This window comes from Pseudooceanicola sediminis (assembly GCF_003575965.1).
GTDB classification, from domain to species: Bacteria; Pseudomonadota; Alphaproteobacteria; order Rhodobacterales; family Rhodobacteraceae; genus Pseudooceanicola; species Pseudooceanicola sediminis.
Genome location: NZ_QWJJ01000014.1, coordinates 1 through 16183 on the forward strand (window position 1 = coordinate 1; position 16183 = coordinate 16183).

15 protein-coding genes and 1 riboswitch are annotated in these 16183 nt (G+C 65.6%); of the genes, 9 read left to right on the plus strand and 6 right to left on the minus strand.

Annotation, left to right across the window (positions count from 1 at the left end; all coding sequences use genetic code 11):
• A partial coding sequence (locus DL237_RS15090) for an FG-GAP repeat domain-containing protein (protein WP_407691917.1) occupies positions 1–741 on the plus strand: 741 nt, incomplete at its 5' end.
• A gap of 93 nt (positions 742–834) precedes the next feature.
• On the opposite strand, the gene DL237_RS15095 is transcribed toward DL237_RS15090, so the two are convergent.
• Positions 835–1488, minus strand: a complete 654-nt coding sequence (locus DL237_RS15095) for a hypothetical protein (protein WP_119399923.1) — start codon at positions 1486–1488, stop codon at positions 835–837.
• Between the two features lie 374 nt (positions 1489–1862).
• Positions 1863–3128 carry a phosphoribosylamine--glycine ligase gene (purD, locus tag DL237_RS15100; protein ID WP_119399924.1) on the minus strand — a complete coding sequence of 422 codons (1266 nt, stop codon included), beginning with the start codon at positions 3126–3128 and terminating at the stop codon, positions 1863–1865.
• Between the two features lie 191 nt (positions 3129–3319).
• Here purD and xseA point away from each other — a divergent pair, with 191 nt between their 5' ends.
• Positions 3320–4951 (plus strand): exodeoxyribonuclease VII large subunit, encoded by a 1632-nt coding sequence (xseA, locus tag DL237_RS15105; protein WP_119399925.1) that lies wholly within the window; start codon positions 3320–3322, stop codon positions 4949–4951.
• Positions 4952–4987: 36 nt separating this feature from the next.
• On the opposite strand, the gene DL237_RS15110 is transcribed toward xseA, so the two are convergent.
• Positions 4988–5398 carry a hypothetical protein gene (locus DL237_RS15110; RefSeq protein ID WP_119399926.1) on the minus strand — a complete coding sequence of 137 codons (411 nt, stop codon included), beginning with the start codon at positions 5396–5398 and terminating at the stop codon, positions 4988–4990.
• A gap of 87 nt (positions 5399–5485) precedes the next feature.
• Positions 5486–6505: an alkane 1-monooxygenase gene (locus DL237_RS15115; RefSeq protein WP_119399927.1), complete on the minus strand. Its 1020-nt coding sequence runs from the start codon at positions 6503–6505 to the stop codon at positions 5486–5488.
• Positions 6506–6813: 308 nt separating this feature from the next.
• Here DL237_RS15115 and ftsY point away from each other — a divergent pair, with 308 nt between their 5' ends.
• The 5 genes from ftsY (at position 6814) to DL237_RS15140 (ending at position 11575) form a co-directional block, all read left to right on the plus strand.
• On the plus strand, positions 6814–8265 hold the full coding sequence (ftsY, locus tag DL237_RS15120; protein WP_119399928.1) for a signal recognition particle-docking protein FtsY: 1452 nt from the start codon (positions 6814–6816) through the stop codon (positions 8263–8265).
• A gap of 190 nt (positions 8266–8455) precedes the next feature.
• Positions 8456–9358 carry a DMT family transporter gene (locus tag DL237_RS15125; protein ID WP_119399929.1) on the plus strand — a complete coding sequence of 301 codons (903 nt, stop codon included), beginning with the start codon at positions 8456–8458 and terminating at the stop codon, positions 9356–9358.
• Positions 9359–9435: 77 nt separating this feature from the next.
• Positions 9436–10029 carry an inner membrane-spanning protein YciB gene (locus DL237_RS15130; protein ID WP_233545020.1) on the plus strand — a complete coding sequence of 198 codons (594 nt, stop codon included), beginning with the start codon at positions 9436–9438 and terminating at the stop codon, positions 10027–10029.
• Between the two features lie 220 nt (positions 10030–10249).
• Positions 10250–10888: a MarR family winged helix-turn-helix transcriptional regulator gene (locus DL237_RS15135; protein ID WP_233545017.1), complete on the plus strand. Its 639-nt coding sequence runs from the start codon at positions 10250–10252 to the stop codon at positions 10886–10888.
• 111 nt (positions 10889–10999) lie between these two features.
• A complete protein-coding gene (locus DL237_RS15140) occupies positions 11000–11575 on the plus strand; it encodes a nuclear transport factor 2 family protein (RefSeq protein WP_119399931.1) in 576 nt (191 codons plus the stop codon).
• Between the two features lie 63 nt (positions 11576–11638).
• Here DL237_RS15140 and DL237_RS15145 read toward each other — a convergent pair whose 3' ends face one another.
• Entirely contained in the window at positions 11639–12349 is a 711-nt protein-coding gene (locus DL237_RS15145) for a glutathione S-transferase N-terminal domain-containing protein (RefSeq protein WP_119399932.1), read from the minus strand.
• A gap of 27 nt (positions 12350–12376) precedes the next feature.
• Positions 12377–13297, minus strand: coding sequence for an alpha/beta hydrolase (locus DL237_RS15150; RefSeq protein WP_158585656.1), 921 nt, complete (start codon positions 13295–13297; stop codon positions 12377–12379).
• A 228-nt stretch (positions 13298–13525) separates the two neighbouring features.
• Positions 13526–13603: riboswitch (SAM riboswitch) on the plus strand.
• 72 nt (positions 13604–13675) lie between these two features.
• Between DL237_RS15150 and metZ the strand changes: the two genes are divergently transcribed.
• Entirely contained in the window at positions 13676–14860 is a 1185-nt protein-coding gene (gene metZ / locus DL237_RS15155) for an O-succinylhomoserine sulfhydrylase (RefSeq protein WP_119399934.1), read from the plus strand.
• 185 nt (positions 14861–15045) lie between these two features.
• On the plus strand, positions 15046–16137 hold the full coding sequence (gene folE2, locus DL237_RS15160; protein WP_119399935.1) for a GTP cyclohydrolase FolE2: 1092 nt from the start codon (positions 15046–15048) through the stop codon (positions 16135–16137).
• Positions 16138–16183: the final 46 nt, after the last annotated feature.

The following is a 16183-nucleotide window of genomic DNA, read 5'->3' on the forward strand; positions in this document are numbered from 1 at the left end:
CGCCGCGCGCGGCCGTCGGTGCGCCCGTGGCTGGCGGCGCTGGCTGTGGGCGTGTGGCCCATGGCCCTGCCGGCGCAAGACGCCCCGGCGCGAACCGCGGTCATCGTCGCCGCGGATTTTGACGCGCCGACCGCGCGGTATCCGCATGGCGTGCTGGGCGACAAGATCGAACATGGCGCGCTGATGCTACGTTTGTCCGATGGGCGCAGCCTTCGCTATACCCTGCCGCAATCGCTGGTGTTCGAGGATACCGAGCCGCGCCTGGTGGATCTGGACGCCGACGGCGCGCCAGAGGTCATCGTCGTCGAAAGCAGCCTGACCCGAGGCGCCCGCCTTGCGGTCTGGGGGGCCGCCGGGCGCATCACCGCGACGCCCCATATCGGGCAGGCGTTCCGCTGGTTGGCGCCCGTTGGCGCGGCGGACCTCGATGGTGACGGTGCCGTCGAGATCGCCTATGTCGATCGTCCGCACCTGGCCCGCATATTGCGCATCTGGCGGTATCGGGATGCCACCTTGCAGGAGGTGGCGCAGGCGCCGGACGTCAGCAATCACCAGATCGGCTGGCGGACCATTGCGGGGGGCATTGCGCTGTGTCCCGGTGTTGCGCCGCGCATGATCCTGGCTGATGGGGGCTGGAGCGATGTACTGGCACTGACGCTGCTTGGCACAGGCGCGATCACGCGCGAGCGTCTTGGACCCTATCGCGGACCGGACAGCCTGGAGGCCGCCCGGCACTGTTGATGACACGGCTGGTGACAAGGCGCGCCCGCTGCATGCGATCCGCCTGCGATCCGCCCGCGCGGCGAAGCGACGGCCCTTTGCCCTGGATGTATGTCAGGGGGATTCCGTCGGGGTAGAGGGCGCGTGCGGGATTCCGTCGGGGCGCGGCCCGCCCATGGTCCACAGGATGTAGGGCAGGGTCGCGATGGCAAATGCTTCGACACGGCGGGTCGGCCAGTAGCGATACATCAGCACCCCGCCGAGCAGCTTGACCCCGACAAGAAACGGCAGCGATGCCAGCAGACTGCCCCAGTGGTCGACGTAGGCCAGGAACGCGACACCTGTCAGGCAGATGCCAACCAACAGGACCACCAGACCCAGCAGAAAGCGCAGCCAGCGTGCACGACGCCCAATGTCCATCCGGTAGGTCAGGTCGGGCTGGGCGATGGACAGGCGCGTGCCGATCTCTGAAATCAGCGCGAGGTAGGCCTGCTGTTCGCTATCGCCCGTGCTGCCTGCGACGGAGGGGGCACGCGAGGTGGTGAAGCGGATGTGCGCGGTGGCCTGACCGTCCGAGAGCATGAGGCAGATCGACCTGATCCCGCCAAAGTGCATCTGGATCAGCGCGACATCGCACACCGACGCGAGGTCGAACACCACCTGATCACCCGTCAGCCGGGACCCGCGCAGGCACCAGTGCTGCCCGCGACGCCAGAGCGCCGGGCGGACGGAATAGGTCATTTCTTCGGGTGGCAGGGCATAAGTCATACCGCAGAGCGTTACGCGAAAGCCATTTCCGTGCAAGGAATCTTGTATTACGCGACTTCCCGGAGGGGATTTCCCGCAAAGAGTGTGTCGTGGGGTCCTGCTTGTGCAGAGATTCTTCCCTCCCCCTGGGTGCGCCGCACCATATTGACCGCGTGCGCCGCAGGATATTGACCGCGTGCGCCGCAGGATACTGACCGCGTGCGCCGCACGATATTGACGGCGTGCGCCGCACCAGGTTGCCGGGGGTGGGTCGCCGCACAGGCGCGCAAATGCCAGCGATGCCATGGGGAACCGGCCGGGAACGGGCGCAACCGTTCCAGGGGGCCATTTCCGCAAGGCTGCGACGTGCTCCGGGCGTCGGGGCGTGCGGTGTGTCAGGGCAGGATGCGCCAGCCGATATCGTTGCGCAGGAATCCTTCGGGCCAGTCGATGTCGGTGGCCATGGCATAGGCGCGGTCGCGCGCCTCCTGCAGGTTGGCACCGCGTGCCGTCAGGTTCAGCACCCGCCCGCCATTGGCCAGGATACGGCCCTGATCGGCGATTGTTCCGGCATGAAAGCACATCTGGCTGCTGGTTTCGGGCAGGGCCGACAGGCCGCGGATCTCCGTGCCCTTGTCATAGCTGCCGGGATAGCCCCGCGCGGCCATGACCACGGTCATCGCGTGATCGTCGGCCCAGTTGACGCGGGCCCCGGCCAGCCGTCCCTCGGCCGCAGCGTGCAGCAGGTCGAGGGCCTGGCCGCCCAGGCGCATCATCAGCACCTGGGTTTCGGGATCACCGAAGCGGCAGTTGTATTCGACGAGGCGGGCCTGACCATCCTTGATCATGAAGCCCGCGTAGAGCACGCCCTGATACGGCGTGCCGCGCCGGACCATTTCGGCCAGCGTCGGGTGGATGATCTCGCGCATGGCGCGCTCGGCGATGGCATCGGTCAGCACTGGCGCGGGGGAATAGGCGCCCATGCCGCCGGTATTGGGGCCTTGGTCGCCATCGAAGGCGCGCTTGTGATCCTGTGCGGTTCCGATGGGAAGGGCATCGAGACCATCACAGAGAATGAAATAGGACGCTTCCTCGCCCTCCATGAATTCCTCGATCACCACCTCGGCGCCGGCCGCGCCGAATTCGCCGCCGAACATGTCGTCGATCGCGGCGAGGGCGGTGTCGATGTCCATCGCCACGATGACGCCCTTGCCCGCCGCAAGGCCATCGGCCTTGATGACGATGGGGGCGCCCTGTTCGCGGATGTAGGCGCGGGCCGGTTCGGCGGCGTCGAAGCGGGCGTAGGCGGCGGTAGGCGCGCCGGCGGCATCGCAGATCGCCTTGGTAAAGCCCTTTGATGCCTCGAGCTGAGCGGCGGCCAGGCTGGGACCGAACGTCAGGATGCCCGCGCCGCGCAGCGCGTCCGCGACGCCTGCCGCCAGCGGTGCCTCGGGGCCGATGATGACGAAGTCGATGGTCTGAGCCTCGGCAAAGGCGACGACGGCGGCCCCGTCGAGCACGTCGAGATCGGCGCATTCCGCGATGGCGGCAATGCCTGCGTTGCCCGGCGCCACGATCAGGCGATCGCATTTGGGGTTCTGCATGACCGCCCAGGCCAGGGCATGTTCGCGGCCACCGCCGCCCAGAATGAGGATGTTCATCGCTACTCCGTGACGCTTTTGCGCGGGTTTAGCGGGGTGGCGGGGTGTGGGCAAGCGGGGAGACCGGGAAAGGGGGGCGCTGCCCCCGACGCCTCTGGCGTTCCCCCGGGGTATTTTTGGCCAGATGAGCGAGCCGGGGGTGCAGGCCGGGGACGGAATGGGTATGCTGGGGAAAACGGATGAGGTGGGCCATGGATCTGTTCGAGGATGAGGGACCGGGAGATGCGCCGGGCAATGCGCCGGAATTTTCGGTGTCCGAACTGTCCGGTGCTATCAAGCGGGTGATCGAGGGCGAGTTCGGCCACGTGCGGATCCGCGGCGAGATCGGGCGCGTGAGCTTTCCACGGTCGGGGCACGTGTACATGGATCTGAAGGATGACCGTTCGGTGATATCCGGGGTGATCTGGAAAGGCGTCGCCAGTCGGCTGGAAACCCGGCCCGAAGAGGGGCTGGAGGTGATCGCGACGGGACGGGTGACGACGTTTCCTGGGCAGTCGAAATACCAGCTGGTGATCGAGGATCTGAAGCCGGCGGGCATGGGCGCGCTGATGGCGATGCTGGAAAAGCGCAAGGCGATGCTGGCCGCCGAGGGTCTGTTCGCCTCCGAACGCAAGCGGGCCCTGCCGTTTCTGCCCGAGGTAATCGGCGTCGTCACGTCGCCCTCCGGGGCGGTGATCCGGGATATTCTGCATCGCTTGCGGGACAGGTTTCCGCGCAAGGTGCTGATCTGGCCCGTCGCGGTGCAGGGCAAGGCCTGCGCGCCCGAGGTGACGCGAGCCATCGAGGGGTTCAACCGCCTGCAACCTGGTGGTACGCTGCCGCGGCCCGATCTGCTGATCGTGGCGCGGGGGGGCGGGTCGATCGAGGATCTCTGGGGGTTCAACGAGGAGAGCGTGGCGCGGGCGGCGGCGGCGAGTGCCATTCCCCTTATCTCGGCCGTGGGGCACGAGACGGATACCACGCTGATCGATTTCGTCAGCGACAGGCGGGCGCCGACGCCGAGCGCAGCGGCAGAGCTGGCAGTGCCGGTGCGGGCGGAGTTGCTGGTCTGGACCAGCGAGCAGGGCGGGCGCCTCTTGCGCGCCGAGACGCAGGCGGTGCAATTGCGCGGCCAGCGTCTGCGCGACCTCGGGCGGGCCCTGCCACGCCCGCAGACCCTGACCGAACGCGCCCGTCAGAGCATGGACCTGTGGGGCGAACGTCTGCCGCGCGCCCTGACCGGCCTGGCGCAGCGCAGCCGGGTCAGGCTGAGTGAGCAGGTAGGATCGCTGAGGCCCGGTGTCCTGACGCGGCGTGTGCAGGAGGATCGGCGGCGGTTCGAGGCGCTGTCGGGGCGGTTGGCCCCGGCATTGCAGCGTGTGGTCGCCAGCAAGGGCGAAGCCCTGGGCCGGCGCACCGACCGGTTGAGCGCGGGGCCGATTGCCCGCGAACTGGCGCGCCAGCGCGGCGATTTTCGGCGGGAACTGCGCAAGTTCGGTCAAGTGGCCGAAAGCGGGCTGCGCCAGCGTCGCGACAGACTGGGGGCACTGGACCGTCTGCGCCTGTCCGTCGGATACGAGGCGACGCTGGAGCGCGGCTATGCCGTGGTGCGCGATGCCGCGGGCCATGTCGTGCCGCGGGTCTCGGCAGCAGCTGAGGCCGCCCGGTTGGAGATCCAGTTTGCCGATGGCCGGCTGGAGGTCATGACCGATGGCGCAGGGCATCCGGACGTGGGGCCGGAACCAGGGCCCACCGAGCAAAAAGCTGGTACACAAAAAACTGCCGCACAAACGACCCAGTCGCGGAAAAAGACACCTCCGCCTGAGCAGGGGTCCCTGTTCTGATCCGGCAATGAGACGGAAGATGCAGCCGCGGCGGTGTCAGACGCCGACTTCGGGGCCGGGGCACTGCATGGCCTCGGGCGCGTCCTTCATCTGGTAAAGCTCTGTCGTTGTTCCGTTTTCACCCTTGAACTGGGCTGTCATGCCGTCAGGGCTGCGGAAAAAGCGCCAGCATTGCGGATCAGGCGAGTTTTCGTAGACGAAACAGATATTTCCCTGGTCTTCGTACCAATGGCCATCCTGGCACTGACCGTCCAGGAAGGACCAGCGCACACGGCGGTTGCCAAAGTATTCCTCGACCCCGTAGGGCTGGCCGCTTGACCCGTAATAGAAGGTCTTGCCCTTCGAATAGGTGTCGAAATCCTGCGCGCTCATCAATTGCTGCGCCAGTGCGGGCGCGGCGATCAGGGCGGACAGGGCAAGCGGGACAAGCGATGTGAGGATGCGCATGGCTGCATCCTGTCAGAAGCCGTGTCGCCATGGAATATGAAAAGCGGGCAGACCTACCCGACTGGCGGGGCCTTGCCTGAAATACGCTCAGTCGCGCCACCGGGTTGCGCGGTGGTCCATCATCCGGCGCCAGCGGCGCGGAAACAGCGCGAGCGTCGCCATCACGGGAAGGCCATGGGGCAGGATCGGCATCTGGCGTGGGGTGATCCGCAGGGCGGGATAGTTGCGACCGGGGTGCATGTGATGATCTGAATGGCGCGGTGCGTTCAGCATCATGGCCGAACTGGCGGCATGGGGGGTGTTCCAGGCGTGGTGCGGGCCGACCGGTTCGCATTTGCCGTTGCCGCGGGGTTCGCGCAACAGGCCATAGTGCTGAACGTAATCGGCCTGCAGGATCTGCACCTGCACGAGGGCACAAATGCCGAGGTAGACCAACAGGCCTTGCAACCCGCCCGATCCCCAGGCCAGCGCGCACAGGGCAATCGCGACGACCAGGTCGCCCACATAGGGGTGCCGCCACGGGGATCGGGGCGGCTGGGCGCGCCGCAGATCGCGGGTTTCGGCGCGCGCCCCCGCACGCCACGACCCGGCCCAGGCGCGCGGCAGGAAATGCCACAGGCTTTCCCCCAGTCTGGCTGTGTTCGGATCGTTTGGCGACGCGACCCAGCGGTGATGCACCTTTGGATGGGCGCTGGCGTGATGGCCGAACAACAGCGTCGCATAGATCAGACGGCCAAGGCGGCGCGACCGTCGCCCGGGGCGGTGGATCAGCTCATGTGCATCGGGGTGGGCGACCTGGCCAAACCACAATGCCAGCGCGACGGCGGCCGGGACCACGGCCCAGCCCTGTGTACCACCGGGGCCGCACAGCCAAAGCAGCGCCAGCGCCATCAACCCCAGGTGAACCGCGCCCAGGCACAGGCTCAGCCCGGTACCCAATCCGTCTTTCGCGGCCGTGTCGCCCTCGGCTTCGGGCAGCAGACGGTCCAGCACTGGCACCAGCACCGCCATTGCGGTCAGCGCCAGCCAGCCCCAGGGCGCACCAAATCCCATGCCCAGCAGCAGCAGGGGCACTGGGCCGAGCGTGGCAATTGCGAAACCAGTCATATCGCGGTGTCCCGGTCAGCGCCGGGGCGTTTGACCCGGCTGGGCGCAGGCTAGCACGGCAGGGTTTTACAGGCTATTACGGCTTGGCAGGGGGGCTCTTGCCTTTGTGCGCTGGTCCCGGGGCATTCGCCGCGCTTTTCCGCCCTTTGAGAGGGGTCTCACGGCAATAGGCCGCGCAGAACCTCCGGCGCATCGCGTTCATTGTCCGCGCGGACACTGCTTATCGCGTGTCCGGCTCTTCCATCGCCGGGGCTTTGGCACTACCTCTGCCACAGGCATTGAAATGGGCATGAACGGGGCAAAGAAAGATGGCGCTTTTCTCGAAACTCAAGGACAGGCTGTTCAAATCCTCCTCCAGACTGGAGGAAGGGCTGGATGCCATCGTGGAAGAAGGCGGCACCGCAGACAGCGACGCGCCTGACGCCCCTCACCGCGAAACGCCGCAGCCCGAAACGCCACAGCCCGAAACCCCGCGGCCTGAAACTCCGCGACCTGAGCGCCCCGCGCCCGACGTTCCGCAGGAAACGCCGCCAACGCCCGCGCCGGATCTGCCGGGGCCGGCACCCGACGAAACCCCCGAACCGGAGCCGGAGCCGATCCCGACGCCGACACCCGAACCTGAACCCGACCTGCCCAGGCCCGAGGTTCCGCCCGGGCGTCCCGCGCCCGATCTGCCTGGTCCGACCCTGCCCACGCCTGGCCCTGACGAAATTCCCGCGCCGGCGCCGGACATGATCCCGACCCCTGCGCCCGAGGTGCCACAGCCTGCGCCGACCGAAATGCCCACCGGCACGCCGCCCGAATTGCCCCCGAACACCGTGTCGCAGGCAGCAGGCACCGCAGCGGCTGCCACGACCGCGCCGCGCAGCGGGGGCCTGATGTCGCGCTTTTTCGGCGGGCGCGGGCAGGCGGCCAAACCCGTGGTGCGTCGGGCGCTGGACGATGACATGCTCGAACAGCTCGAAGAGCTGCTGATCGCATCCGACATGGGCGTCGACACGGCGCTGCGCGTCACGGCGAACATGGCCGAAGGCCGCCTTGGTCAACGTCTCTCGACCCATGAAATAAAGTCGCTGCTGGCGACCGAGGTAACCCGCATCATGGAGCCGGTGGCCCGCCCGATGCCGATCTACCCCAGGAAACCGCAGGTGGTCCTGGTCGTCGGCGTCAACGGATCGGGCAAGACCACGACCATTGGCAAGCTCGCCTCGCAGTTCCGCGCAGCGGGCAAATCGGTGATCATTGCGGCCGGCGATACCTTTCGCGCCGCCGCCGTCGAACAGCTCGAGGTCTGGGGCCAGCGCGCCGGTGTGCCCGTGCTCAAGGCCGGGGCGGGCACCGATCCTGCCAGCCTTGTCTTCGACGCCATGACCCGCGCCGAGGCCGAAGGCGCCGATCTGCTGATGATCGACACGGCGGGGCGTCTGCAAAATCGCGCCGACCTGATGGAGGAGCTGGCCAAGATCGTGCGCGTGATCCGCAAGAAGGATCCCTCGGCGCCGCACAATACCCTGCTGGTGCTGGATGCGACCACGGGCCAGAACGCGCTCAGCCAGGTCGAAACCTTTCGCAAGCTGGCCGATGTGTCGGGCCTTGTGATGACCAAGCTCGACGGCACCGCCAAGGGCGGCGTCCTCGTCGCGCTGGCCGACAAGTTCGGCTTGCCGATCCATGCCATCGGCGTGGGCGAACAGATCGACGACCTGTCGCCCTTCGATCCGTCGGATTTCGCGCGCGCCCTGACCGGTGCCGACGCCTGAAACGGCAAGTTTGCCCCCCTTTCCCCCCAAGTCTGCCCCGCGCCGCGCCGGAATGCCGACGCGAGGATGGCAATTCGGCCCATGCCCCGGCTGACCTCGCCTGCCGGGCCGCACCGCCCCGACCCACTGGATAAATGACCATGACCCCTGCTTCGGACATCGCGACGTTTCCCCCGGCCCGGCGCACCGCATGAGCGCCTGGATCACCTCGATCGAGGGCACCGCTGCCGGCCACCAGGCAGCCATGTTCCTGGCCCTCTCCGCCGCCGTGTTGCATGCGCTGTTCGGCTCTTTGCAGAAGGGGCGGCTCGATCCCTGGACCAGCCGGGGCATCATGGACGTGTTCATGGTGGCGATGGCGATCCCCGTCGTGATCTTCCTCGTGCCTGCGCCACAGGGCAGCGAATGGCTGTTGCTGCTGGGGGCGATACCGATCCATTTCGCCTACAAGGTCGGCATGGCCATGGCCTATACGCGTGGCGCCTATACGGTGGTCTATCCGGTGGTGCGGGGCACCGGCCCGGCGTTCACCGTCCTCGGCGCATGGCTGATCTTCGGCGAAGCCTTCACGCCGGTTCAATTGGCCGGGGTGGCAACGCTGCTGGCAGGCATCTTTGGCCTGGCCCTGTACAATCTGCGCCACATCGTCGTGGCCCGCGAAACCCTGGTGTCCGCGCTGGCCTTTGCCGTCGGGACCGGGGCGCTGGTGGCACTCTATACCACGTACGACGCTCTCGCGATCCGCACCCTGCCCAATCCGTTCACCTTCCTGGCCTGGTTCTTTCTGATCACCAATCTGGATTTCCCCGCGCTGATGGTCTGGCGCTGGCACAGGTTGCCGCTGCGCCCGAATGGCCGCGACCTGTTTCGCAACGGCTTCCTCGGCGCGCTGGTTGCCTATGGCTCCTTCGGGTCGGTCATGCTGGCCACGCGCCTCGACAAGGTGGGCGAGGCGGCGGTGCTGCGCGAAACCTCGACCGTCTTTGCCGCGCTGATCGGCTGGCTTGTGCTGAAAGAAACGGTGGGACCGCGCCGAATTGCCCTGATGACATTGATCGCGCTGGGCGCCGTGATAGTAGAGATGGGCGGATGACACAGGAGAGCCACGTGCCCCAGCAGACCAAGGCCGACACCACAAAGACCCCGAAAGAGCCCCGCAAGATCCATCCGATGCTCAAGCTCGGGCTGGAAATCGGGCCGGTGATCCTGTTCTTCATCGCCTATATCAAGCTGAAGGATCAGACCTTTGCCTTGAACGGGCGCGACTATGACGGCTTCATCCTGGCCACGGCCGGGTTCATCCCGCTGATCCTGATCTGCACCGCAATCCTGTGGAAACTGACAGGCAAGCTGTCGAAGATGCAGATCGTCACCGCGGTGCTGATCACCGTGTTCGGGGGCCTGTCGGTCTGGCTGAACGATGACCGCTTCTTCAAGATGAAACCGACGCTGATCTACCTGATCTTCGGCGGCGCGTTGGGGCTGGGCCTGCTGCGCGGTGAAAGCTGGCTGCAATCGGTAATGGGCGACGTGATGCCCCTGAAACATGAGGGCTGGATGATCATCACGCGCCGCCTTTGTGCCTTCTTCTTCGGTCTTGCCGTTCTGAACGAGGTGATCTGGCGCACTCAGAGCACGGATATCTGGGTCTATTTCAAGACCTTCGGCCTGACGGCGGCGATCTTTGTCTTCTTCATGACGCAGAGCAAGGTTCTGAACGCCTATGCCATCGAGGATGGCGATACGGATGGCCCGGCGAACTGACGCAGCCGAGTCCGAGACATGCAAAATAGGGGGGTGGTTACCGACCGCCCCCTTTTTACGTCCGGGGCCGGTCGGTGCTCTGTTCCTGCGCGATTGCCCTGATCCGGGCAGTTGTCTGCGCCGTTGTAGCGCCCGTGACACAGGCTGCTGCGCACCTGTCGCTGATTGGCGTCTTTTCCCTGCTTGTCCCTTGATCTGACGGACAGAACCGTCGACGGGTATGGCCCGAAAACAGGCGCGCATCGTGCCGCAATACGGTGATGAAATGACAGTTCAGCCCGAATCCAGCCTGCCCGAATCCGCCCTCACCGAATCCGGCCTCACCGACTCCGCCCAACCCGAGGCTGGAAAGTCCGAGGCCGCAGAGGCCGACAAGACCGGCACCGACGATCCGCAGGTGGGCGAGGCCCGTTCCGCCATCCACATCCAGACGCACATGAAGCGCAACTGGCCATTCTACTGGATTTCGCGCGTCAACGCCCGTTATGTGCAGGTTCTGGAACGCAAGCTGAAACCGCTCGGGCTGGACGTGGCGCGCTGGCGCGTGCTGATCTCGCTCTATGAGGAGGAATATCTCTCGGTTTCCGAGATTTCGGCATTCTCCACCCTGCGGCTGAATACCACCACAAAGGTCGTCCAGCGCATGATCGCCGATGATCTGGTGCGCACACGCGTCCGCCCGACCGATGGCCGCGTCACCGAGGTATGCCTGACCGCCCGGGGGGACGCGTTGCGCGACCGTGCCCTGGCCGAGGCGAACAAGATCCTCGCCGCCAGTTTCGTCAATGTCTCGGCGGAGGAGCTTGCCGCGCTCAACGCAACGATGGAAAAGGTCTTTGCCGAGATTTCGCGCATCTGACCCGTCGGAGCATGACAGATTTCCGGCCTTCTTCGATTTACGTGAATATTACCGCTTGACCCTTGCGCGGGGCCGTCCCTAAGCTGGCGCAGGATCAGGAAAGGACCATTCATGCCCGACCAACAGCTTGTCTCCCGACAAGAAATCGCCGCTCTGACGACCCGGATCGAGGTGCTGGAGGCCGAGGCCGAAATTCGCCGCATTCAGGCGCGCTACATGTTCCTCTGCGACACGCCGATGCCCGAATACGGGGTGGCGGATGACGCCGAACGCATCGACCTCATCATGGCGCTCTATGCCGAGGATGCGACCTGGGAAGGTGTCGGAGAGTATTACACCAACCAGTTCGGCAAGCTGGAAGGTGCCGCCGCGATCCGCGCGCATTTCCAGAAATTCTGGGGGGACAAGCAAGATCCGGCGCTGGTGCTGAACTGTCACTACCTGACGTCCGAGCAGATCCACGTCACCGGAGACACCGCCGAGGGGCAGTGGGTGCACATGCAGCCCTGGCTCTATTCCGACGGCACCGGGCTGCTGCGCTCGTCGCGCCTCAACAATGCCTTTGCGCGGCAGGCCGACGGGGCGTGGAAAATCACCCGTACCCGCACCGAAAATGTCTTTGTCGCCCCGCTGCCCAACGGCTTTGCCTCGGATTATCCCAAGGCGTCGGTGCTGATGAAACCCTGAGGGTCGCACACGAAAAAGGGGCGGCCCGTGCCGCCCCTGATCACTCCCGATGTGCCGCGAACGTCAGCCTTTCTGGCCGAACAGCACTTTCTGGGATTCCTTGGTCTGGCCGGCGCGAAGCTCGGATTTCAGGTCCTTGCCCTTTTGCACGGCGGGACGCGCGGCCACCAGATCCAGCCACCGCTTCAGGTTGGGCTTGTCGGAGATGTCCTGTTGCTGACCTTCCCACAGGCAGGCCCAGGGCCAGATCGCCATGTCCGCGATGGAAAAGAAATCGCCCGCCACGTATTCGTTGCGGCTCAGCTGTGTGTCCAGCACGCGGTGCAGGCGCCCGACCTCGTTGCGGTAACGGTCCTTGGCATAGGGCAGATCCTGCGGCGGATCCATCTCGGGGGCGTATTTCAGGAAGTGGTGTGCCTGACCCGCCATCGGACCCAGCCCGCCCATCTGCCACATCAGCCATTCGTCCACCGCGATCCGGTCGCGCTGCGTCGGGCCGCAGAACGTGCCGGTCTTGCGCGCGAGGTATTGCAGGATCGCCCCGGACTCAAAGACCGAGATCGGCGCGCCATCCGGCCCCTCGGGGTCGACGATCGCAGGCATCCGGTTGTTGGGGGAAATCTTCAGGAACTCCGGCTCGAACTGTTCGCCCTTGCCGATGTTGACGGTGTGAACCGTGTAGGGCAGGCCCATCTCCTCCAGCGCGATGGAGATTTTCCAGCCGTTCGGCGTGGGCCAGTAATAAAGGTCGATCGGTTTCGTCTGTGTCGCCATGACGCATACTCCTCTAACTGAGGCGCATCATGACGCATTGGCCCCCCAAGGCAAGGGGAGGGACCACGCCGCAGCGCGGGCAGGGGCGGCTTTCGGCTGGGTCAGGCGGCTCACTTCGGCGTGAAGCGTCGCGCCGCGCGGTCCCAGCAGCGCGGCATAGAGCGCGAAGGCACCCGGGCGCAGATAGGTTGACCAGTGGCAGATTCGCCGCTCGGGTGCGGCCACGGGATGGCCGATCGCGGCCAGCCCGCTCAGATGCGCCGGATCGTCCAGCCGCAGGGTGGCAAGCCCCGGCAGATCGACACGGCCCAGAATGGCATCCCCGGCATGGCGTCGCGGAATGAGGTTGTGCAGCGCCAGGTCATAGGCCCCGTTTTCTCCGCTGGTGACATGCAGCAGCCGAGCCTGCCGCCCGGCGCGACTGTCCAGTGCGGTGCGCGCGGTGCTGGCATGGTCGGCGGCAGCCAGCAGGATCACGCGCGACAGCGCCCCGACCGGCAGATGGCGCATCGCGGTCAGGATCACCCGCGCGCCCAGCGAATGGCCGATCGCATGGACCTCGCGCCCGGGATCGCGTCGCTGGATGGCGCGCAACACCCGCGCCAGGGCGACGCCTGCGACCTCGGCCCCCGCGTGGGCCTGCCAGATCGACCCGCGCGCCTGCCAGCCGAACGCCAGCCCCGATGCACCCCCCTGACCGCCATGGATGCCAAGCGCCGCGGGCCAGCTTGGCGTTGCCTGCGCGGTGTCATCCGGGGCGCGAAAGATGTGGGCGTGCGGGCAATGGGCGGGCCGTCCCGGGGCATAGCGGAATCCGTGCACCATGACGATGATGGGCGCGTCCCGTTTCAATACGGGCGCAAGGGCCTCGGCCGGCGATGCGCCCGTGTCGTGATCGCGCGCCGCCGCGCCCCAAGCGTTCATCCTGATCAAGGCCATTTCTGTCATGCCCGCTACCCGATGCCTCTGCATAATGGCAAAGCCTTGCAAAACAGCGGTGAAGGGCGCGTGACACCACCGTGACGACGCGCCATCACGTGCGCCATCCGATGCGGTATCTGTTTGCAAACCCGCGCCACCGCGCCCCCTGCGCCCCGCCGCGCGGGTGCGCCCCGGGCCGGGCGCCGTTTGGGGCGCGGGGGAAAACAGGTTGACCCGAATTATCGCGCGGAGTAATTCCATCCCCGTGGCGCTTTGTTACCGGATTGCGGGCCACGTTAAACATCCCGCTAAAGAGGTCGAGGATAGGAAGCCCCTTTCGCTTGACCGCGTCTGGGGTTTTTTTATGGGCCGGTCCCGGCACGACGGGCGGCCGGAGGGATTGAGATGAGCAACGACTGGAAACCGCGCACGAAACTGGTTCATGGGGGCATTCGCCGCAGCCAGTACAACGAAGTATCCGAGGCGATCTTTCTGACGCAGGGCTTTGTCTACGACACAGCCGAACAGGCGCAGGCCCGTTTCAAGGAAACCGGCCCGGACGAGTTCATCTATGCCCGTTACGGCAATCCAACAGTCGCCATGTTCGAAGAGCGTATGGCGATGTTAGAGGGCACCGAAGACGCCTTTGCCACCGCTTCCGGCATGGCGGCGGTCAACGCTGCGCTGATGTCCGTCTGCAAGGCCGGCGATCATGTCGTGGCCGCCAAGGCGCTGTTCGGCTCCTGTCTCTATATCCTGGAAAAGGTGCTGGGGCGCTACGGCGTCGAAATCACGCTGGTCGATGGCACCGATCTGGACGCGTGGCGCGCCGCCGTGCGCGATGACACCGTGGCCGTGTTCTTTGAATCCACGTCGAATCCGACGCTTGAGGTGATCGACATCAAGGGCGTCGCGGACATCGCCCACGCCCACGGCGCGCTGGTCATCGTCGACAACGTCTTTGCCACGCCGGTCTATTCCAAGGCGGTCGAACTCGGTGCCGATGTCATCGTCTATTCCGCCACGAAACACATCGACGGCCAGGGCCGTGCGCTTGGCGGGATCATCCTGGGAACGCGCGACTACATCCGCGAAACCCTGATGCCCTATCTCAAGCATTCCGGCGGCGCGCTGTCGCCGTTCAACGCCTGGCTGATGCTCAAGGGGATGGAGACGATCGAACTGCGCGTCAACGCCCAGAGCGCGAATGCCAGGGCGCTGACCGAGGCGTTGCAGGGCCATGACAAGCTGGCGCGCGTGATCTACCCCGGCCATCCCAACCACGCGCAATACGATCTGGTGCAGCGTCAGACAGACGGGCAGGGCGGTACGGTCGTGGCCATCGACCTGGCAGGCGGCAAGGACGCGGCGTTCCGCTTCCTCAACGCGATTACCGTTGGCGTGCTGTCCAACAACCTGGGCGATTCCAAGTCCATCTACACCCATCCCGAAACCACGACCCATTCCAGCCTGACCGACGAACAGCGGGCCGAACTGGGCATCACGCCGGGCCTGGTGCGGATTTCCATGGGGATCGAGGATACCGACGATATCGTGGCCGACGTGCTGGCGGCTCTGGAAAAGGCCTGATCCGCCGAGATGCAACAGTGTGCCGAAATTGTTTCGGTATTTAATGATCCGTCAACCAGAGTACCGCGTAGTCACCTTACGATTGAAATGTTGTGTTAGGGGCGCCTATATTGACGGGCGTCGACTGCAAGGGCGTGTGCGTTTAACCGCGCTCTTTTGGGCATGAAACGAAGAAGGGGGGCGGCATGAATATCCACCCGAGCGATCTGAAACCGGAAACTCAAGAGGCCCGTGACGCGCTGGATACCCTGCGCGACTGGGCCGCCAAGGCCAGCGACGAAGAGATCAACGCGCTTGATCCCGCTGTCGCGCGGCTGCTTCCAGGGCAGGCGGATTATCCCGTCATGTCGCATGTCTACCCGACCGGTTTCGTCTCGGACGAGGCCTATCGTGCGACGCTGCCCGACCTGCAGAACGGTCCCGCCAGCCTGATCCGCGGGGCCCGTGCGCAGATCCAGCACGTCGGCATCTCCAACTTCCGGCTGCCGATCCGCTTTCACACCCGTGATGGCGGCGAACTGACGCTGGAAACCTCCGTTACCGGCTCCGTCAGCCTCGAGGCCGACAAGAAGGGCATCAACATGTCGCGCATCATGCGCAGCTTTTATGCCCATTCGGAAAAATGCTTCTCGTTCAGCGTCATCGAAGCGGCGCTGGAAGATTACATGTCCGACCTCGAAAGCCTCGATGCACGGATCATGATGCGCTTTTCCTACCCGGTTAAGATCCTGTCGCTGCGCTCGGGGCTGCAAGGCTACCAGTATTACGACATCGCATTGGAACTGGTCGACGAAGGTGGCGTGCGCAATCGCTACATTCACCTCGACTATGTCTATTCGTCGACCTGCCCCTGTTCGCTGGAACTGTCCGAACACGCGCGCCGCACCCGCAACCAGCTGGCGACGCCGCATTCGCAACGCTCCGTTGCACGCATCGCGGTGCAGTCGGTGCCGAACGAGGACTGCCTGTGGTTCGAAGACCTGATCGACAAGGCCCGCGCCGCCGTTCCGACCGAAACGCAGGTGATGGTCAAACGCGAGGATGAACAGGCCTTTGCCGAGCTGAACGCCGCCAACCCGATCTTTGTCGAAGACGCGGCGCGGCTGTTTTGCGAACAATTGCAGGATGATCCGCGTATCGGGGATTTCCGCGTCGCGGCCAGCCACCAGGAAAGCCTGCACAGCCATGATGCCGTTTCGGTGCTGACGCAGGGCGATACCTTCCGCGCGTCCAGCCTCGATCCGCACTTCTTTGCGACGCTGCATCACGCTGGCTGACACGGCCCGCTCAACGATCTGGACGACCATGGGCGCCCTCTTGTCG